General features: G+C 69.5%; 20 protein-coding genes. 14 read left to right on the top strand and 6 right to left on the bottom strand.

Annotated elements, in window-relative coordinates:
- Nucleotides 1-160: 160 nt before the first annotated feature.
- Nucleotides 161-1,357 carry a glycosyltransferase gene (locus tag ABD296_RS34020; protein WP_344276866.1) on the bottom strand — a complete coding sequence of 399 codons (1,197 nt, stop codon included), beginning with the start codon at nucleotides 1,355-1,357 and terminating at the stop codon, nucleotides 161-163.
- A 372-nt stretch (nucleotides 1,358-1,729) separates the two neighbouring features.
- Between ABD296_RS34020 and ABD296_RS34025 the strand changes: the two genes are divergently transcribed.
- From ABD296_RS34025 to ABD296_RS34035, 3 genes are all read left to right on the top strand, one after another.
- Nucleotides 1,730-2,971: a lipase family protein gene (locus ABD296_RS34025; protein ID WP_344276869.1), complete on the top strand. Its 1,242-nt coding sequence runs from the start codon at nucleotides 1,730-1,732 to the stop codon at nucleotides 2,969-2,971.
- Nucleotides 2,972-3,065: 94 nt separating this feature from the next.
- The gene (locus ABD296_RS34030) at nucleotides 3,066-3,971 is read left to right on the top strand and encodes a helix-turn-helix domain-containing protein (protein ID WP_344276872.1); all 906 of its coding nucleotides are present in this window, start codon (nucleotides 3,066-3,068) and stop codon (nucleotides 3,969-3,971) included.
- Nucleotides 3,972-4,045: 74 nt separating this feature from the next.
- Nucleotides 4,046-4,942, top strand: a complete 897-nt coding sequence (locus ABD296_RS34035) for an MBL fold metallo-hydrolase (RefSeq protein WP_344276875.1) — start codon at nucleotides 4,046-4,048, stop codon at nucleotides 4,940-4,942.
- Between the two features lie 377 nt (nucleotides 4,943-5,319).
- On the opposite strand, the gene ABD296_RS34040 is transcribed toward ABD296_RS34035, so the two are convergent.
- On the bottom strand, nucleotides 5,320-5,799 hold the full coding sequence (locus ABD296_RS34040; protein ID WP_344276877.1) for a MarR family winged helix-turn-helix transcriptional regulator: 480 nt from the start codon (nucleotides 5,797-5,799) through the stop codon (nucleotides 5,320-5,322).
- Between the two features lie 83 nt (nucleotides 5,800-5,882).
- Between ABD296_RS34040 and ABD296_RS34045 the strand changes: the two genes are divergently transcribed.
- The 4 genes from ABD296_RS34045 to ABD296_RS34060 all read left to right on the top strand — a co-directional run bounded on the left by ABD296_RS34045 (nucleotide 5,883) and on the right by ABD296_RS34060 (nucleotide 8,849).
- Nucleotides 5,883-6,770 carry an alpha/beta fold hydrolase gene (locus ABD296_RS34045; protein WP_344276880.1) on the top strand — a complete coding sequence of 296 codons (888 nt, stop codon included), beginning with the start codon at nucleotides 5,883-5,885 and terminating at the stop codon, nucleotides 6,768-6,770.
- Between the two features lie 120 nt (nucleotides 6,771-6,890).
- The gene (locus ABD296_RS34050) at nucleotides 6,891-7,178 is read left to right on the top strand and encodes a creatininase family protein (RefSeq protein WP_344276883.1); all 288 of its coding nucleotides are present in this window, start codon (nucleotides 6,891-6,893) and stop codon (nucleotides 7,176-7,178) included.
- On the top strand, nucleotides 7,175-7,861 hold the full coding sequence (locus tag ABD296_RS34055) for a TetR/AcrR family transcriptional regulator (protein WP_344276885.1): 687 nt from the start codon (nucleotides 7,175-7,177) through the stop codon (nucleotides 7,859-7,861). The genes ABD296_RS34050 and ABD296_RS34055 overlap by 4 nt, the downstream gene beginning before the upstream one ends.
- 55 nt (nucleotides 7,862-7,916) lie before the next feature.
- The gene (locus ABD296_RS34060) at nucleotides 7,917-8,849 is read left to right on the top strand and encodes an MBL fold metallo-hydrolase (protein WP_344276887.1); all 933 of its coding nucleotides are present in this window, start codon (nucleotides 7,917-7,919) and stop codon (nucleotides 8,847-8,849) included.
- Between the two features lie 133 nt (nucleotides 8,850-8,982).
- On the opposite strand, the gene ABD296_RS34065 is transcribed toward ABD296_RS34060, so the two are convergent.
- The gene (locus ABD296_RS34065; protein ID WP_344276890.1) at nucleotides 8,983-9,855 is read right to left on the bottom strand and encodes an enoyl-CoA hydratase/isomerase family protein; all 873 of its coding nucleotides are present in this window, start codon (nucleotides 9,853-9,855) and stop codon (nucleotides 8,983-8,985) included.
- 154 nt (nucleotides 9,856-10,009) lie between these two features.
- Between ABD296_RS34065 and ABD296_RS34070 the strand changes: the two genes are divergently transcribed.
- The gene (locus ABD296_RS34070; RefSeq protein ID WP_344276892.1) at nucleotides 10,010-10,390 is read left to right on the top strand and encodes a winged helix-turn-helix transcriptional regulator; all 381 of its coding nucleotides are present in this window, start codon (nucleotides 10,010-10,012) and stop codon (nucleotides 10,388-10,390) included.
- A 66-nt stretch (nucleotides 10,391-10,456) separates the two neighbouring features.
- Here the strand turns inward: ABD296_RS34070 and ABD296_RS34075 are convergent, their stop codons facing one another.
- Both ABD296_RS34075 and ABD296_RS34080 read right to left on the bottom strand, forming a co-directional pair.
- Nucleotides 10,457-10,852 (bottom strand): helix-turn-helix domain-containing protein, encoded by a 396-nt coding sequence (locus tag ABD296_RS34075; protein WP_344276894.1) that lies wholly within the window; start codon nucleotides 10,850-10,852, stop codon nucleotides 10,457-10,459.
- Nucleotides 10,744-11,271 carry a type 1 glutamine amidotransferase family protein gene (locus tag ABD296_RS34080; protein ID WP_344276896.1) on the bottom strand — a complete coding sequence of 176 codons (528 nt, stop codon included), beginning with the start codon at nucleotides 11,269-11,271 and terminating at the stop codon, nucleotides 10,744-10,746. Before ABD296_RS34080 ends, ABD296_RS34075 begins: the two co-directional genes overlap by 109 nt.
- Between ABD296_RS34080 and ABD296_RS34085 the strand changes: the two genes are divergently transcribed.
- The 4 genes from ABD296_RS34085 (at nucleotide 11,270) to ABD296_RS34100 (ending at nucleotide 15,361) form a co-directional block, all read left to right on the top strand.
- A complete protein-coding gene (locus ABD296_RS34085) occupies nucleotides 11,270-12,193 on the top strand; it encodes an NADP-dependent oxidoreductase (protein WP_344276898.1) in 924 nt (307 codons plus the stop codon). The two genes, ABD296_RS34080 and ABD296_RS34085, sit on opposite strands and share 2 nt — an antisense overlap.
- 134 nt (nucleotides 12,194-12,327) lie before the next feature.
- Nucleotides 12,328-12,921, top strand: coding sequence for a helix-turn-helix domain-containing protein (locus ABD296_RS34090; protein ID WP_344276901.1), 594 nt, complete (start codon nucleotides 12,328-12,330; stop codon nucleotides 12,919-12,921).
- Between the two features lie 129 nt (nucleotides 12,922-13,050).
- Nucleotides 13,051-13,932, top strand: coding sequence for a class I SAM-dependent methyltransferase (locus ABD296_RS34095; RefSeq protein ID WP_344276903.1), 882 nt, complete (start codon nucleotides 13,051-13,053; stop codon nucleotides 13,930-13,932).
- 160 nt (nucleotides 13,933-14,092) lie between these two features.
- Complete coding sequence (locus ABD296_RS34100) at nucleotides 14,093-15,361, top strand: barstar family protein (protein ID WP_344276906.1); 1,269 nt, start codon at nucleotides 14,093-14,095, stop codon at nucleotides 15,359-15,361.
- 106 nt (nucleotides 15,362-15,467) lie between these two features.
- Here ABD296_RS34100 and ABD296_RS34105 read toward each other — a convergent pair whose 3' ends face one another.
- Nucleotides 15,468-16,448, bottom strand: coding sequence for a helix-turn-helix transcriptional regulator (locus tag ABD296_RS34105; RefSeq protein WP_344276908.1), 981 nt, complete (start codon nucleotides 16,446-16,448; stop codon nucleotides 15,468-15,470).
- A gap of 357 nt (nucleotides 16,449-16,805) precedes the next feature.
- Here ABD296_RS34105 and ABD296_RS34110 point away from each other — a divergent pair, with 357 nt between their 5' ends.
- Together ABD296_RS34110 and ABD296_RS34115 are read left to right on the top strand one after the other, a co-directional pair.
- Nucleotides 16,806-17,402 carry a dihydrofolate reductase family protein gene (locus tag ABD296_RS34110; RefSeq protein ID WP_344276910.1) on the top strand — a complete coding sequence of 199 codons (597 nt, stop codon included), beginning with the start codon at nucleotides 16,806-16,808 and terminating at the stop codon, nucleotides 17,400-17,402.
- Between the two features lie 3 nt (nucleotides 17,403-17,405).
- Nucleotides 17,406-17,993, top strand: coding sequence for a dihydrofolate reductase family protein (locus tag ABD296_RS34115; RefSeq protein WP_344276913.1), 588 nt, complete (start codon nucleotides 17,406-17,408; stop codon nucleotides 17,991-17,993).
- Nucleotides 17,994-18,204 lie beyond the last annotated feature (211 nt).

Here is an 18,204-nt window from a genome sequence, read left to right on the forward strand (position 1 = left end):
CACCTTTTGGGACGCCGGCCGGAACCCCGTCAACGCGAAGCGGTTCACCGTTCGGGCAACGCGCCCGCCCGGCGGCCCTGTGCTGCGGTCAGGCTCGCCGCACTGGTACCGAAACCTGATCGCGGCCCGGCACGCTGCCCGATCCACACCCAAGCGGCTGTCATGAGAGATCGAGAAGGGCTTGGGCGGCGTGCAGTGCGCCGCTGGTGTCGATGGTGGCGGCGACGGATCGGGCCTGGCGGGCGGTGCCTTCGGTCAGGGCGGTGGCCAGGGCTTCGCCCAGTAGTTGGGCGGGCGTGTCGGTGAGCGCTGTTCCGATCCCGAGGTCGGTGACTCTGGCGGCGTAGTAATGCTGGTCGAACGCCTGCGGGACGATCACTTGCGGTACGCCGGCGGCAGCCGCGGTGGTGGTGGTGCCGGCGCCGCCGTGGTGGATGACCGCGGCCAGGTGCGGGAACAGCGCCTGCTGGTTCACCTCGCCAATGACCAGGCAGTCGGGCTCCGATAGGTCGAGGCCGGCCCAGCCGGCTGCGAGGATCAGGCGCCGGCCCAGCGACCGGGCGGCCGAGATCGCCGCAGCGGCGATGCCCTGTGGTGCGCGGCCGCTGCCGAATCCGCAGTAGATCGGCGCCGACCCTGCCGCCAGGAACTCCTCAACGGCCGGGTCGAGCGGTCGGTCGTCGGTGAGCAGCCATGCGCCGGTCTGGAAGACCTCCAGGCCGGCGCCGCCGGGCCACGGGGCGAGTGCCGGATCCGCCGCCAGCCACGGCTGCGCGGTGAACAGGTGCGGCCGTACCTCGTCGACGGGCGAGAGCCCGAGGTCGGCGCGTTGGACGTTCAGGGGCCGCCGCCACATCGTGTTCCACCGCTCCCGCTCCTCGCGCCAGAGTGTCGTGATGTCGGGCTCATGGCCATCGGGCCGGCGGCCGAGCATGCCGAAGGCCGGTGGTGCATGGTGCGGAGAGGGCAGCGTGATCGGCGCGAAGGCCGCGTACACGTACGGCACCCGCTCATGTTCGGCCGCCGAGTGCGCCGCGATCGCAAGAGCGCCGCCGCCCACCACGGCGTCGCAGCCGCCGGCGGCGGGCACCACCTTGCCGAACTGCTCGGCCACCGTCCCGTCGATCATCGCCTGACGTTCCTCGGCCGTGGGAATTCTGGCCGCTTCGGGCTTGCCCGTGTTCTGCAGCCACGGGCCGACCGGCACATATTCCACGCCGAGCGATTCCCCCCATTTCTGGAAATCCGGCGGTGCGCAGACCACCGCCTCATGTCCCAGGTCTTGCAGACGGACGGCCAGCGCGAGGACCGGCTGGGCCTCACCTCGCGACCCGATCGTGGACAGCAGAACACGCATCCGTACCCCCTGGTCTCGGCTCAACGCACCTGCCTGCGGGCGGCAATTATGGACCTCGCATAGGGGCTTGTGGAAAGGCCCCACCTGCGCGTAATACTGGAACGGGACGGTGACCCCGATGACCGTGTGCGCCTTGGTGGGTCCGAATGGGATCGCCGCCCTGGTCAACCGCTCAGATCATTCGCCGGTCGTCCCTGCGGTTCCTCCCGGCCTCCCTTGGCAGGCGCGGAGTGACCGCGCCGGTTGGCCGCGCGGTTGTCACCGAGTTGCCTACCGGTGCCGCGGAATTTGCGGTCGACTACCTATCTGAAGATAAGGACCACAGGACAAAGTTCGGGACATCGATTCCGTCTCCCACCCCCAGGAGAGCCGATGCATCCCGTCTCGTCCGCCGCCCGGAGGGCGCTCGTCGCCGCTTCGGCGCTGCCGCTGGCGTCCGCATTCACCGCCATCGTGCTCGCCGCGCCCGCCCACGCCGCCGATCCCGCGCCGGGGTCCGTCCCGCCCGACCAGGACCCGTTCTACGCCGCGCCCGCGAACATCGGCACGTACGCGCCGGGCCAGGTCGTCGGCACCCGCAAGATCACCCCGAAGATCGCCGACCTGGACGGCAAGGCCGACGCGTGGCAGGTGTCCTACCGGAGCAACGACTCGCACATGGCGCCGCAACTGGACGTGACCAGCCTGATCGTCCCGAAGAAGGCGTGGACGGGGACGGGCGCCCGGCCGATGGTGTCGGTGCAGGCCCCCGAGGACTCCACCGGGACGCAGTGCAGCCCCTCCTACGGGCTGGCCTCCGGGGACGCCGTCGCCGGCATGGGCGCCCTGCTCTCCGGGTCGATGCTCGACAAGGGCTGGGCGGTCGCGATGCCCGACCACGAAGGCCCCAAGTCGGTGTTCATGGCCGGCCCGCAGACCGCGTACGCCGTGCTCGACGGCATCCGCGCGGTGAAGAGCCTCACCGGGATCTCCGGCGTCGGCAAGGACAATCCGTGGGCGCTCAACGGTTACTCCGGCGGCGCGCAGGCCACCGGTTGGGCCGCGCAAATGCAGCCGTCCTACGCACCGGAAATCGAGCTGAAGGGCGCCGCAATGGGCGGCACCCCGGCGGACCCGGAGGCGGTTGCGCGGTCCCTTGATGGCGGGGTCTTCTCCGGTTTCGAGGCGGCCGCCGCCACGAGCCTTGCCACCGAGTTCCCGGAGATGGACATCGGCCCGCTGATGAACGACGAGGGCAAAAAGGCGCTCCAGGACGCGAAGGGCAAGTGCCTGACGGACCTGCTGACCCGGTTCGCCTTCAAGAAGCTGTCGCAGTACAGCACGGTGCCGGACCCGCTGTCGGTGCAGCGCGTCCAAGCCGTCCTGAAGGCCAACACGATGGGCGGGGCCGCGCCGAAGACGCCGGTCTTCAACTACCACGCGAACACGGACGAGATCGTCCCGGTCGGGCAGGCCGACAAGCTCGCCAAGGACTGGTGTGCCAAGGGCGCCACCGTGCAGACCGTCCGCGACGCGGTCGGCGAGCACGCGCTGGAGATGCTGACCAGGAACGGTGACGCCATGACCTTCCTGACGAACCGCTTCGCCGGGGAGCCCGCCAAGAACACCTGCTGATTCCTGGTCACCGGTATTCCCCTGCGGCTCTCCCGCAGCTGCCTGTCACTGGCAGGGTGTGGTTGGCTAGGGGGCGGCGGCGAATACTGGGGCCATGGACGGACGACGGCAGCTCGGTGAGTTCCTGCGGACTCGGCGTGCGCAGGTGAGGCCCGAGGAACTCGGCGTGGAGACGTACGGTGACCTGCGCCGGGTTCCGGGGCTGCGGCGTGAGGAACTGGCCATGCTGGCCGGGGTGAGCGCGTCGTACTATGCGCGGCTGGAGCAGGGGCTGTCGTCCAACGCCTCGCCGCAGGTCCTGGACGCGATCGCGACCGCGCTGCGGCTGAACGAGGCCGAACGCCGGCACCTTTACGCCCTGGCCGCCGGTTCCAAGGGCCGACCGGCCGGGCGGCGGGCGGCACCCGAACGGGTGGGCGAGGCGGCACGGCAACTGATGCAGGCCCTCGCGGACGTACCGGCCGTGGTACTCGGCCGACGCAGCGACGTGCTCGCGTGGAGCCCCGCCGGGCACGCGCTGTTCGCCGGGCATCTGGACTTCGACGGCCCCGACCGCCCGGGGCAGCGCCCGAACATGGCGCGCCTGGTGTTCCTGGACGAGCACACACGCGAGCTGTACGAGGACTGGCCGGCCAAGGCCCGCGCCGTGGTGGGCACGCTACGGGCCGCCTCCGGGCGGTTCCCCCATGATTCGGCGCTCGCCGCGCTAATCGGCGAACTCTCGATGCACAGTTCCGAGTTCGCCAGGCTGTGGGCCGACCACAAGGTCAAGTCCGGCGGCGCCGCGGTCTACCGGATGCGCCACCCGCTGGTGGGAGCGATGACCGTCACCCAGCAGACGCTGCTCACCGAAACCGGCCAGGTGCTCGTCATCGCGACCACCGAGGCCGGCTCGCCGTCGCAGGCCGCGATGACACTGCTGGTGCACACCGCGGCCACCCGCCCGCACAGCGCTCAAGCACCGGTCGAGGAACCGCAGCTCCCGGTGCTTCCGGAGTAGCCGGCCCCACCCACCCGTTTCCCGCACACGGCACGCGCGCCTTTGGCGTGCCCGAAAACAAGAAGGAACCGCTCATGAACGAGCTCAAGCTCGGCGATGTCACCATCACCCGGATCGAGGAGATGCACGGTCCGGTGATGCCCACCGACCAGTTCTTTCCCGATCTGCCCGCCGAGGCCTGGCAGGAGCACCGCGCAAGCCTGGTGCCCGACCACCTGGGCGCCGAGGACGCCGTGGTCCACGGCGCCTTCCAGACCTGGCTGCTGCGCAGCGAGGGCAGGGTCATCCTGATCGACACCGGCATCGGCAACGACAAGACCCTCCCGGGCGCCGCGTTCTGGGACCACCTGCAACTCGACTACCTGGGCAACCTCGCGGCCGCCGGGGTCCGGCCCGAGGACGTCGACCTGGTGGTCAACACCCACCTGCACGTCGACCACGTCGGTTGGAACACGCGCCTGGCCGACGGCGCATGGGTGCCCACCTTCCCCAACGCCGCCTACCTGATGCCCAAGGCCGACTTCGAGTACTTCGACCCCACGAACAACCCGGCGATCGCCGGCGGCCTCAACGAGAACGTCTTCGAAGCCAGCGTCGCCCCCGTACACGCCGCCGGCCAGGTGCGGCTGTGGGAGCGGGGCCACACCATCGACGCGAACCTGCGCCTGGAAGCGGCCCCCGGCCACACTCCCGGATCCAGCGTGATCAAGCTGGAGTCCGGCGGCGACCGGGCCCTGTTCGCCGGCGACATCCTGCACACCCCGCTGCAGCTGATGCACCCGGACCACAGCAGTTGCTTCTGCCAGGACGCGGCGGAGGCCCGCACTACTCGCCGCAGACTGCTCGGCTGGGCCGCGGACGAAGGCGCCTTGGTGTTGCCCGCCCACTTCAGCGGCCACAGCGCCCTGGAGATCGAGTCCCGTGGCGGCGCCTTTGCGGTCAAGGGCTGGGCGCCGATCACCCGCTACTGAACAAGGGACGCAGGCTGGCCTTCCACGTCACCCCCGGCCGCCTGCCCGCGCTCGTCCTGGACGCCGGCGGCGGGCTCGACTCCTCCTACTGGAAGAACATCGTCCCGGCCCTGGCGAGGGAGACCGGTTCGGAGATCATCACCTACGACCGGGAGGGGATGGGCGCCAGCGACCCGGTCCCCGCCCGTGGAAGGTCCAGAACGCCCTCTCGGATCTGGACGGCCAGGCTCAGTTCGCCGAGGCGGCGCCGAACCGGCGGCTCGTCACGGCCGCCCGCAGCTCCTACGACATTCCTCTCAGCCGCTCCGACATCGTCGATGCCCAGATCGAAGCCATGGTTCGTCGGGCAGTGCTGTCGCGGTGGTCCGCCGCCTGGCTCAGGCCGGCTCGCCGATGTCGCGGGCGATCCACGCGGGCGTGTCGAAGCGCACTGGCTGCGCGCCCACCAGCGCCGTGAGGTGTTCTTCGATGCTCTCCAGCTCGGCGGCGCCGATTCGCTGCGCCCACTGATCGCGGAGCTCCTCAAAGATCGTCTCGCCCTGGCGCAGCACCTCGAAGCCGAGATCGGTCACCTGGAGGCGTTTGCGGCGGGCGTCGCGCGGGTCGGTGTCGCGGGCGACGTACCCGCGCTCCTGCAGCACCGCGATGGTCCTCGCGGCCGACTGCTTGGTGATCGACAGGCGGCGGGCCAGCTCTGAGGCGCTGTCGGCTCCGGCGGCGATGGCGCGTATGGCGAAGTCGTGAACCGGACGCACGTCCTCGTAGCCGCGATCGGCCAGCTCGGCGGTCGCGGCGTCCACCAGCGTGCGGAAGCCCCCGAGCAGCAGCAGCGCGAGATCTGCGCCAGAGCGAGACATGGGAGAAGGATACGGCCCTCGACAAAAGACAGGCGGGCTGTCTATTGTTTGGTCAGCCAGGCTGTCTAAATACGGAGAGAGACATGACCACCGCACCAGCGAGCGTGACCGTCCCCGAGATCACCCACCACCGCGCCCACGTCAACGGAACGACCCTGCATTACGTCGCCGCCGGGACCGCCGGGTCCCCGATCCTGCTGGTCCACGGGTTCCCCGAGACCTGGCGGGCCTTCCGCAAGCTCATCCCCCTGCTCGCCGCCGGCCACCGGGTCTTCGCCGTGGACCTGCGCGGCTTCGGTGACTCTGACATCGCGCCACGCGACCACGACAGCAAGGCCTCGGCCGAGGACCTGCGCCAGCTGATCGCGCATCTCGGCCTCGGCCCGGTCCACCTGACCGGGCAGGACATCAGCGGGGCGACGGTCTTCCGGCTGGCCGCCACTCACCCCGAAGACGTGCTCAGCCTCACCGCCATCGAGACGAGCCTGCCCGGCTTCGGCTGGGAGAAGCTGGCCGACGTCGCGCACGGCGGCGCCTGGCACATCGGGGTCCTGGCCGCGTCCGGCATTCCCGAGATGCTCCTGGCCGGCCGCGAGCGCGAGTTCCTCGGGCAGTACGCGTTCCCGTCCATGACCGCCGTCCCGGGTGCGGTCACCGATGCCGACATCGACGACTTCGTCCGCACCTACGCACGCCCGGACGGCTGGCGCGGCGCGACCGGCCTCTACCGTTCGCTGCTTCGGGAGGGGCCCGAACTCAAGGCCCTCGCCGAGTCCTCCGGGCTGACCGTGCCGGTGCTCGCGGTCGGGGCCGGCGGCGGCCCGTTCACGGCCAGGACCATGTCCCAGGTCGCGTCGTCGGAGATCAGTTCCGTCCGACTCGACGGCGTCGGCCACTACGCCGCGATGGAGGCCCCCGAGGAACTGGCGAAGGCCGTCCTCGGCTTCGTCGACGACGTCGACGCCGCCTAGTTCTCGAGCGCCAACTGGATGGGGCGAGGGCTCGGTCGACCCAAAGTTGGACTGTACTGTAAAGTCTAACTTGGGACGAGGAAGGGACCTGCATGGATGCCCACATGTGGAGCCGCATGAGTGCTGTCGCGCTTCGGCAGCGGGCAGCGTCCGGGGGCTCCGGTACTGCTTCCGGTCGGAGTCACCGAGCAGCACGGCCTTCACCTGCCGACCGGGGTGGACGACTTCCTTGCCGCCGAGGTGTGCCGCCGCACCGCCGTGCTGATGGCCGAACGCGGCCGACCCGTCGTGGTGGCGCCGTCCGTGTGGTGCGGGCTGTCCGAGCACCACATGGGCTTCGGCGGCACCGCGATGACGTCTCCTGCCGACTCGGGAACCAGCATGCGAGCGGGGAGCGGAGCAGCGTGAACGAACAGTCGAACGTGGACCGGCCGTCGGCTCGGCGGAAAGAGCCCGGACGCCGCAGGTCGGCCTCCGACGAGAAGATCCTCGCAGCGGCGAAGGAACTCTTCCTGGCCGACCGCTACGACGGGGTCAGTCTGGAGCGGATCGCCGAGCACGCCGGAGTGTCACGGCAGACCGTCTACAACCGCTTCGGCTCGAAGGAGACGGTCTTCCGGGAGATGGTCCGCTACCACTGGTCGGCGTTCGCCGGCCCGGACCGGCGGCTCGTCGAGTGCGACGTGGGCGCGAGCGCCGAGGAGGTTCTCCGTGCTTTCGCCAGATCGCTCCAACGCTTCGCCACCGAGACGGACCAGATCCGTTTCGCCCGGCTCGTGGTGGCCGAATCCGGGCGCCTGCCATGGATCGCGGACGAGTTCTACCGGGTGGGCAAAGGGCCCGTCGTGGACGCGTTCGTCGGCTGCCTCGACGGTCTGGTCCGCAGCGGCCGTCTGCGATGCCCGGACACCTACCTCGCGGCGCGCCAGTTCATGGGCCTCGTCCAGGAGTTCCTCGTCTGGCCGGGGGTCATGGCCTTCGAGGAGGAGGTCGTCGTTCAGCCCTCCGCGGACGTGGTGATCGAGCAAGCCGTCCTCAGCTTCCTGGCCCGCTACGCCCCCGCGTCCGCCGGCCCGGTGCGGCCTGCCTGAGCCGCCCACCACATCCGTATCCGATCTGCCCCCGGCTCTCTCCGGAGTACCCGTCATGCCTGCAGACACCATTTCTTTCGGCGATGTCGAGATCACGCGCGTCGTCGAATGGTCCGGCCCCATCCGTACCGCCCGCTTCATCATCCCTGACAGCAATGAGGAGACCTGGCGGGACAATCAGGATTGGCTGGCGCCGGACTTCTGGACCCCGGCCGACGACGCCTACCGCTGCCACATCCAGACCTGGGTCCTGCGCAGCGAGGGAAAAACCATCCTGGTGGACACCGGGGTCGGCAACGACCGGGAGCGCCCGCAGGTCCCGCAGTTCGCCGGGCTGAAAACCGACTACCTCGCCCGCCTGCGCGAGGCCGGCGTCGCGCCCGAGGACGTCGACATGGTCGTCAACACCCACATCCACTACGACCACGTCGGCTGGAACACCGAACTGCGCGACGGGCAATGGCTACCCACTTTCCCCAGCGCCACCTACCTGATACCCCGCGCCGACAACCTCTACTTCGACCCGGAAAGCGCCCGTCGCAGCCGGGCGCCGCGCGACGAGCACGAGCGCATCCGCTGGGAGGGCAGCAAGCTGGTGTTCAACGACAGCATCGCCCCCATCCACCAAGCCGGACAGGTCGTCCTGTGGGAGGACGCCCACCGCATCGACGGCAACCTGTTGCTGGAGGCCGCACCGGGCCACACCCCCGGTTCGTCCGTCCTCACTCTCCGCTCGGGCACCGACCGCGCCGTTTTCGTCGGGGACATGCTGCACAGCCCCGTCCAAGTCCTTGAACCCGGATGGAACAGCTGTTTCTGCGACGACCTCCAGCTCGCGGCCAAGACCCGCCGCGCCTACCTCTCCCGCGCGGCCGAGCTGCGAGAGCTCATCATCCCCGCCCACTGGCCGGGACACGGAGCCGCCGAGATCCGCAAGAACGGTGACGGCTTCGGCATTACCGAATGGGCCGCCTTTCCCCGCGGCTGATCCAGGCGCGGGGGAGGCGCGAGTTGGATTCAGGCCAACTCGGCGGCACCGCGGCCCTGTGCCCGCCTGGCTGCGCGCCATCCGGCGCGCTGCCGGTGCAACCGGACTCGAGTGAACATGATGTTCGCTTCGGTCAGCCTGCCGCCGGCTCCTTCACGTCTTCCCATAGGTCCCGGAGCAGGCCTTCGAGACGGAGTTCGCCTTCTGGCGTCTGGGCGCCGCGCTCCAGACCGCCCTGGATGAGCTTTCCGGCCGCGGGGCGCGCGATAAGGCTTGCCCATGCGTCGTGTTCGCGTACAAAACCCTCGGTGAGATCCTTCGGCGGTACGGCCAGCTTGGCGGCCTCGATGACACCGCCGGGCAGTGCCGCGATGTTGCGGGAGAGCCGGTCGACGAAGGCATCGACTTCGGCGGCGGGCAGGCCCCGGTTTATCCAGCCGTAGCGTTCAGCGGTCGGTGCGTCGAGCAGGTCCGCGCCGAGCAGGATCTCGAGCGCACGGTTCCGGCCCAGGCGGTGCGTGAGGTACTGCGTACCGGAGCCACCGGGAGTTATGCCCATCAGTGCTTCGCACTGGGCGAGTCCTGCCGTCTCGATCGCCGCGAAAGTCATGTCGGCCGCCGTGACGAACTCGGCTCCGCCACCACGGGCGATGCCCGCGAGTTTCACGATGGTGACCTGAGGCTGGTTCCGCACGGCCTCAGAGATCGCCTGGAAGACGTTGAGACCTTTCGGTGCGGCATTCATCAGCTCGACGAACGCCGTCGACTGCGGATCCAGTGCCATATCGACATGCGCGATGAAGAAGTCCGGGATGGCACTGCTGAATACGATGACCTTAACCGAAGGGACGTCGCGCACCGTTCTGAGGAAGTGCAGCAATTCCGTCATGAGTTCGACGCTGAGCACGTTGACCGGCGGGTTGTCGATGACTACGTTCGCGACCCCTTGGTCGACCGAGACCCGCAGAGTCGAGTACTCCTCCGCCGGAAGGGAATATTCGGCCACGCCTACTCCTTGATCGCATTGCGCTCCCGCCTGCGCATGTCGCGGCTAGCGGTTGAGTGCTACAGGTTCCTGATGTATACCTAAGCTATGGCGAGCCGAAATACAGCGTCAATTACGCACTTTCACCATCCTAGGTATGCTCGGGGATACCACCATGAACGATGAGCTCGTCTTCCGGACCGACTGTCCGAGCCGCGCGATCATCGACCAGATCGCGAACAAGTGGTCGATCCTGATCCTGGCGGTGCTGCTCGACGAACCTCGCCGGTTCAACGACATCAAACGACGTCTCGAAGGCATCACCCAACGGGTGCTGACCCAGAACCTGCGCCGCCTCGAACGCAACGGGATGATCACGCGTCGTGTGCTGTCCGGACGAACGCTTGGAGTGGAATACGCCCTGACGCCGTTGGGTCGTTCTCTCCAGGAACCGCTAGGCCAGTTCTACGACTGGACGGTGCGGAACATGGACGTCATCCAGTCGCGACAGCGCGCATACGACGACCAACTCGAACGCGGAGAGTCCATCGCCTGATACGGCGGCCACACGTCAACGGGTCATTCGATGGCGGGCGGAACGTTGTCGCGGCTGGGTGGTCGGTCACCGCGCCGTCATCGGCTCCGGTGCGTTGTGGGCGCGACGGTAGGCCAGTGGTGACAGGCCCAAGTACGTGTGGAAGTGCTTGCGCAGGGCAACGGGGTCGCCGAAGCCGTAGGCGGTGGCGATCCGTGCGACGGTCAGGTCGGTGGACTCCAGCAGCATGCGCGCGTGCGCAAGCCGCCGCTGCGCCAGCCACTTCAGCGGGCTACTGCCCACCTCGCTGCGGAACCGCCGGGTGAACGTGCGCACGCTCATGTGGGCGTGCCGGGCCATGTCCTCCAGTGTGATCAGCTCAGCCAGCCGGTCCAGCGCCCACTGCCGGGTCGTCGAAGTGGAACGGCCGGTGTCCTGCGGAACCGGGTGCTCGATGAACTGCGCCTGCCCCGCCCTCGCCACGGCGCCACCACGCAGCGCCGCGCGGCGGCCGAGGCCACCGCCGCCCCGTGGTCCAGACGGACGAGGTGCAGGCACAGGTCGATGCCGGCCGCTCCGCCGGCGGACGTCAGGATGCGTCCGTTGTCGACGAACAGCACGTCCGGATCGACCTCTACGCCGGGGAACAGCCGTGCCATCGCGTCGCACAGCGCCCAGTGCGTGGTGGCCCGTAGACCGTCCAGCAGACCGGCCGCCGCGAGCACGACGGTGTCCGCGGTCTCCAGCACCGACTCGTCGTGATCGACGACGATCCGGTAGTCCTCGTGCGTGCGCACCGGCCGCCCGCCGAGGGAGCAGGCCTCCTTGAACACCCGGGCCGGGATGCCCAGGTCCAGCGGCAGGACTCCGTCCAGGGCGAGAACGGCAACGCGATGCGGCATGGCCGGGCTGCCGACCGAGGTGCTGGTGCGCGTGCACGCCGCCGGCGTCAACCCGGTGGACTGGAAGACCCACGAAGGCCAGGGCATGGCGGGGCTGCAGACGTCCCCGCTGATCCTGGGCTGGGACGTCTCCGGTGTCGTCGAGGAGGTCGGCTTCGGCGTCACCACGCTGGCGCCCGGCGACGAGGTGTACGGCATGCCCTGGTTCCCGCGTGCCGTCGGCGGCTTCGCCGAGTACGTGACCGCGCCGGCCCGCCAGTGGGCCCGCAAGCCGGCCGCCCTTGACCATGTGCACGCGGCCGCCGTGCCGCTGGCTGCCCTGACCGCCTGGCAGACCGTGGTCGACACCGCCCGCGTGCGGGCCGGCCGACGCGTCCTGATCACGGCCGCCGCCGGCGGAGTGGGTCACTTCGCGGTCCAGTTCGCCCGGCACCTGGGCGCCCACGTGATCGCCACCGCAAGCGCAGCCCGCCACTCCTGGCTCAAGGAGCTCGGCGCCGACGAGACCATCGACTACACCACCACCTGCTTTGAGGACGCCGCCGACGCCGCCGACGCCGTCGACGTCGTCGTCGATCTGGTGGGCGACGCTCATGACCAGACCAGCACCCGCTCGCTCAAGGTCCTGCGTCCCGGTGGCCTGCTGGTCGCCGTCCCGGCCGGCGTCTCCCCGGAACTGGCCAAGGCCGCCGAGGCGGCCGGCACGCACGTCGCTCCGTACCTGGTCGAGCCGGACGGCGCCGCGCTGACCACGATCGCAGGCCTGATCGACGCCGGTCATGTCGCCGTCGGGGTGGAGGAGACCTTCCCCCTTGAGCAGGCCAGCGCGGCCCACGTCCGCGGCGAGGCCGGCCGCACCCGCGGCAAGCTCGTCCTCACCGTTCTGACTGACCACGTCCGCAAGCCAAGCAGTTCGGAGTAGCACCGTGCATTACACCGCGGCGGGTGTGTTCTTGGGACCGCGGAGGGCGATGTAGACGAACAGGACGCCAGTATTGCGGAGCATCTGCAGACGACGCTAAGCCGGTCTTGCATTCGAGGCATACGATGTTGCCCATGACGCAAGGAGATGGAGAGCTGGACAGCCTCGTACGCAAACGCATCCGCGCCTTGCGGGTGGCGCAGGGGTGGTCCCTGGAGGAGCTGGCCACCCGCGCCCACCTCAGCCAGTCCTCGCTGAGCCGCATCGAGAACGGCCAGCGCCGCCTCGCACTGGACCAACTGGTCGTCCTCGCCCGCGCCCTGGACACCACGCTGGATCAGCTGGTGGAGACCGCCACCGACGACGTGGTCACCAGCCCGATGATCGACAACACCCGCGGTCAAATGCGCTGGACCGTCAAGGCCGAACCCGGGATGAGCGTGGTGCGCCAGCGCATAACCGAACCGCCCCCAGAGAACCCGGCGCGCATGCGCGCGCACCCGGGGCACGAATGGCTCGTCGTCCTGTCCGGCACGGCGATCCTCATGCTCGGCCACAACCGCATCCGCCTCGAGACCAACCAGGCGGCCGAGTTCCCCACGATGATGCCGCACGCCATTGGAGCGGACTCAGGCCCGTGCGAGGTCCTGGGCATCTTCGACCGCGACGCCCGCCGCAGCCACCAGCGCGACGGCGACGGCGGCAACGCTCAGGACGCTCCCGAATAATGGCGCAGGGCCGCGCAACGGTCTGCGCAGCGGCGACCTCTTGCGCCTCGGGCAGCACTCCCGACCACTTCCTTGCGTAAACTGGAAGGGCTCATGCCATATACGCATGGCCGTCTTAGTGTGAAGAGCATGAACCAAACCCACACGCACACCACCCGCCACGACGCTTCGCACGGTCACCACCACGGACCCGACGGCCAGGCGGAGATCCTCGACCTGGACGCCGAGGTCCTCGCCGAACACACCGCCTCCATCACCGCATGGCTGCCACTGCATACCGGCCCACACCACATCGTGGACCTGGGCTGTGGGACGGGCGCGGGCACTTTCGCCCTCCTCGACCGCTTCCCCGACGCGCACGTCACCGCCGTCGACGCGTCCGCCGAACACCTTCAGCGCCTGCACACCAAGGCATGCGCCCGCGGCGTCCAGGATCGCGTGCGCACAGTGCAGGCCGACCTCGATGAAGCCGCCTGGCCCGACCTCGGCTCACCGGACCTGGTATGGGCGTCGGCCTCGATGCACCACATGGCCCACCCCGACCACGCCCTGCGGACCGTCCACGACGCGCTCGCGCCCGGCGGCCTGTTCGCCGTCGTCGAACTGGCCGGCCATCCCCGCTTCCTGCCCGAAAACGCTCCCAAGGACCGGCCCGGCCTGGAAGAACGCGTCCACGCCGCCGCCGACCGCCTCCAAGCCGAACACATGCCCCACCGCGGCGCCGACTGGGGCCCGATGCTGACCGCCGCCGGCTTCACGATCGAGGGCGAACGCGCCATCGCCGTGAACATCGAAGGTTCGCGTAGCGAGGCGATCGGCCTCTACGCCCTCCGCGTCCTGCAGCGCATCCGCAGCGCCATCGCCGAAAGGATCTCCCTAGAGGACCTCACCGCGCTAGACCAGCTCCTCGACACCAGCAGCCCGCACAGCATCCTGCGCCGCGACGACCTGACGGTACGCACCGAGCGCACCGTCTGGGCAGCCCGCCGCCCCGACCCGCAAGAAGCCTGAGCACAGGAAACATCGGCAGGTCGCCGAGTTGCTGCTCCGCTCCGAGGCTGTGAGCGGCCGGTGAGGAGGACCAGCCCTGATATTGGCGGTAGCAACCGGTCGGACGGCCCCTGCCGGATCGTCAGGGTCCGCGTGTTGGCGGCCGGTACGGTCGGGGGTTGTGACCGACCGCCTGGGCCGAGCCGACGATCCGTGGCAGCGGCGGTGGACATGGGACCGGCGGTTTCCGCCGCGTTGGCTGCTCGTCGGATTCACCGGCACACCGCAGTTTCCCGGCGATGATGCCCTGGCGTTGTGTGCCGGCATCGACGGGTTGTTCGTCGATCTGCCGCCCCGGCCCCGGGAACGCTTCACCCTCCTGGGCTGCATGCCGGACGGCGTACTTGCTTCGGTACTCAACTCCATGCCCTCCAACACCGCAGGTCCCGGACGGGCGTGGCTGGGCAACCTGTGGCTGTCGGCCAGACCCGATGACCCTGCGGCACGGCGCGGCTGGATCGGCGAGCAGTTGCTGGACGTGACCGTCCTGGACCACCGGCCGTCGCGGACCTCCCCGCAACATCTCGACATCGACCTGGAGGGCCTGGTCGATGTGCACGACCGTACCGACGGAGTCACCCGTCCCGATGACATCACCGGATTGGTGTTGAGCGGCCCGGACGACGCGCCATGCGGTGTCTGCGCGGACATCACCGGCCTGTTCCGTGAACCCGCCGGGCCGCCGGTACCGCACATCACCCTGGTCGGTTGCCGGCCCGAGCCGCCGCTGATGACCGCGATCGCCGCGGCACACCAGACGACCAAGGCCGGCCTGCGCCGCCGCCGGGTGTCGGCGGACGTGGGAGCCGTCGCCGCCGACGGTTCAACGGTTCGCCTGGTCGATGGCATCGTGTCTGGCACAGTCCTGTCGAGCGTCCCGTCCACGCTCGGCTCCGACGTCCTGGACGTCACCATCGCCAGCGACGCACGTGAACCGCGCCCTGCGGCGACCCGCGACATCCTGGATCTGTGGTTCACCGGTCGGCCCACCAAGCGCAACCTGTGGGCGCGTTATGACCGGACGCTGCGACACGAGTGGGCCGGCGTGGCACTGGCCCATCACCGCCACAGCACCCCCGACCAGCAGGCAGGAACCGCCTTTCACCTCGACGGCCGCTTCGTCACCGACATCGAGGGCTTCTACTGCGGCATAGGTGAGGCGATCAACGGCCCGGGCGGCTATTTCGGCTGGAACCTGGACGCCCTCGACGACTGCCTGAGCGGGGAGTGGGGCGCTGCCGCTCCCTTCCGACTGGTCTGGCACAACTCGACGGTGGCCCGCCGGCACCTCATCGCCGGCCACGACCGCCACCGACATTTGCCGGCGGTAATCCTCGACACTCTCCTGGAAATGCTCACCGCACACGGCATCGCAGTCGAACTACGCTGAACACCTCCACTCGGCACCTGGCGGGTCACCGGCCGTGCCGTCTTTTGTGGGTCGCGTTTCTGGGGCAGTTCTGGATCGCGGTGATCGGTGGGCGAATACCGCGGCCTCACGGGTGCGCCGCGGCTCCCAGCGTCAGGGGAGCGGCGTAGTGATCGAAGAACAGCTGGGCGATCAGGTCGCCGCGTGAGCCGGTGCCGGACTTGGCGAAGATCGACTTCAGGTGATCCTGCACGGTGTACGACGACACCTGCAGCCGGTCGGCGATCTGCCTGGTGGACAAGCCCTGCGCCACCAGTTCGGTGACGCGCCGCTCGCTGTTGGTGAAGCCGTAGGCGTCGGCCATCAGCGGCGCCATTTCGGCGGGACGGGCCGCTTCGAGCATCACCGCGACCGGCGATTCCGGGCCGTCGCCCATCAGCGAGCCCCGGACGATGAGCCACTGACCGGATCGGGTGAGCGCTCGGGCTCTGGCCGGTCGGATATCGCCCGGCGCACGTGCCGCGGTCGCCGCGGCGTCGCACACGGCACGGGCCTGGCGGGCGACGGCGGGGATGACCAGCGGCAGTTCGACACCGGCCCGGTCGCCGGTGCCCAGCTCGTTCAGCCAACGTTGCGCAGCCTGGTTCGTCATCTGTACGCCGTCGTCGGCGTCGAGGATCAACAGGCCGGTGTCGGCGTCACCGTCCCGCGCGGCATCGAGCAGGAGTCCTCGCCGCAGTCCGTCGGCGATCAACCCGGCCAGCGACGACACGAACCGCACCTCGGCCGCCGAGAAGTAGGGGCGTTTCGCCTCCCGGAACACGGTCAATGCGCCCCAGGTCGCCGTGCCGCCCGCGAGGACCACCCGCAACTCGTCGGCGAAGCCGCCGGGCCGGCGGATCTCCCGCTGGCGCAGGCTGCGGTCGAGATCACCGGCGGTGACCTCGCTCAGGCTGGCCGCCGGACGGTCCGCGTGGGACAGGTGGACCCACTTGTTGAAGTCCGGCTCGCGTACCTCGATCTCGACGAGCCGGAGCATCTCGGCGGCGGGCAGGCCGTTCTCGACGAACTCCGCGGTCGGAAGCATGGTCGCCGGGTCGATCGTCATCAGGCAGGTGCCCTCGGCGGGCACGGCGCGGCTCAGCGCGTCGCCGACGGCCCGCGAGAACTCCGGTACCGGCATGCCTCGGTGAACCAGCCGCGCGATGTCGTCGCGAACGCGTGCGTGTGCGGCTGCGTTCGCCATGCACCGAAATGTACGCGAATCGCATTGCGCGTTCCCCCAGAAATCTGGGATACAACCCCGGCTCACGATCTTGCATGCTGAATGAGCAGGTCAATGCCCGGCGCGGGCCGGGAAGAACCTCGTACAAGAGGCGAAGCATTCGCCTCGTAGTCCGTCACGAAAGGAAACGCGTTCCATGATGACCGCTACTGCCCTCACCACCGGCGGATCGGACCCGCGATGAGCAAGGTCGTGCTGTACATGTCGATGTCGGTGGACGGATTCATCACCGGTCCGGACGACGGGATGGAGCATGGGCTCGGAGTCGACGGAGAGCGGCTGCACGACTGGCTGCGCGCCGGCGACGTGGACCCGCGCTCGCACCGTCCCGCCGACGGGCCGAGCGCGACGGTGTTCGACGAGGCGATGGCCACGGGAGCGGTGATCACCGGTCGGCGCACCTTCGACTTCGCGGGCGGCTGGGCCGGCGATCACCACGATGGCGTCCCGATCTTCGTGCTGACTCATGCCGCACCCGACGAGCCCGCACCGGGGCATGCGCGCTACGTCACCGACGGCATCGAGTCCTGCGTCGCGCAGGCCAAGGCCGCCGCCAGTGGCCGCGACATCCTGTTGCACGGCGCCGCGACCGCGCAGGAGTGCCTTCGCGCCGGCCTGCTGGACGAAATGGAACTGCAGTTGGTGCCCGTCCTGCTCGGGCAGGGCCGCCGCCTGTTCGAGAACATGCCGCCCGACCACATCGAACTCGAACTGATCCGTGCGCTGGACGCTCCGGGCGTGCAGCACCTTCGCTACCGCGCGCGGTCGGAGGGCTGACCGATGGCGATCATCCGGCTCTACATGACCATGTCCCTGGACGGCTACGTCACCGGGCCACAGGACGACGCCGACGCCCCACTGGGCATCGACGGGTTCCGCCTCTTCAACTGGCTTGACCGGCGCAACGATCCGGGCCCGAGCGGCCAGGTGTTCGCCGAGGCGATGGCCACCCGCGCCGTGATCTCCGGTCGCCGCACCTACGAACTGGCCGGCCGCTGGCAGGGTGACCACCACGACGGCGTACCGATCTTCGTCCTGACCCACGACGTCCCGGACGACCCACCGCCCGGCAGCGTCCGCTACGTCACCGATGTGCGCGAATGCGCCTCGCGGGCCCGCGCTTCGGCCGGGGACGGCGAGGTCATGGTGCACGGCGCCGGGGCGGCGCAGGCACTGCTACGGGCCGGACAACTCGACGAGATGGAACTCCATGTCGTACCGGTCCTGCTCGGGCAGGGACGGCGGCTGTTCGACGACCTGCCGGCGGAGCACGTCGAGCTCGACCTGATCCGCCGGCTGACCACTCCGGAGACCGAGAACCCCGCGCAGCAGGTCATGCACCTGCGCTACCGCGTCCGCCGCCCATGACCGCCGAACCCGCGTGGCCACGGCGAGGCGAATGATGTGCCGGGAGGGCGGAGTGATCAACTCGCCCTGTTGGTGCTGGTAGTGTCGCATTATGGTCTACATGTTCGTCCGTCTTCGGACCGCCTGAGACGGTTTGGTCCCGCCGGTCACCGGGTGACCCGCGGCGGTTGAGGAAGCCCCGGTAGCGATTGACGCTGCCGCGTGGGCTTCG

Source organism: Actinomadura napierensis (assembly GCF_039529375.1).
Taxonomy (GTDB): Bacteria; Actinomycetota; Actinomycetes; order Streptosporangiales; family Streptosporangiaceae; genus Spirillospora; species Spirillospora napierensis.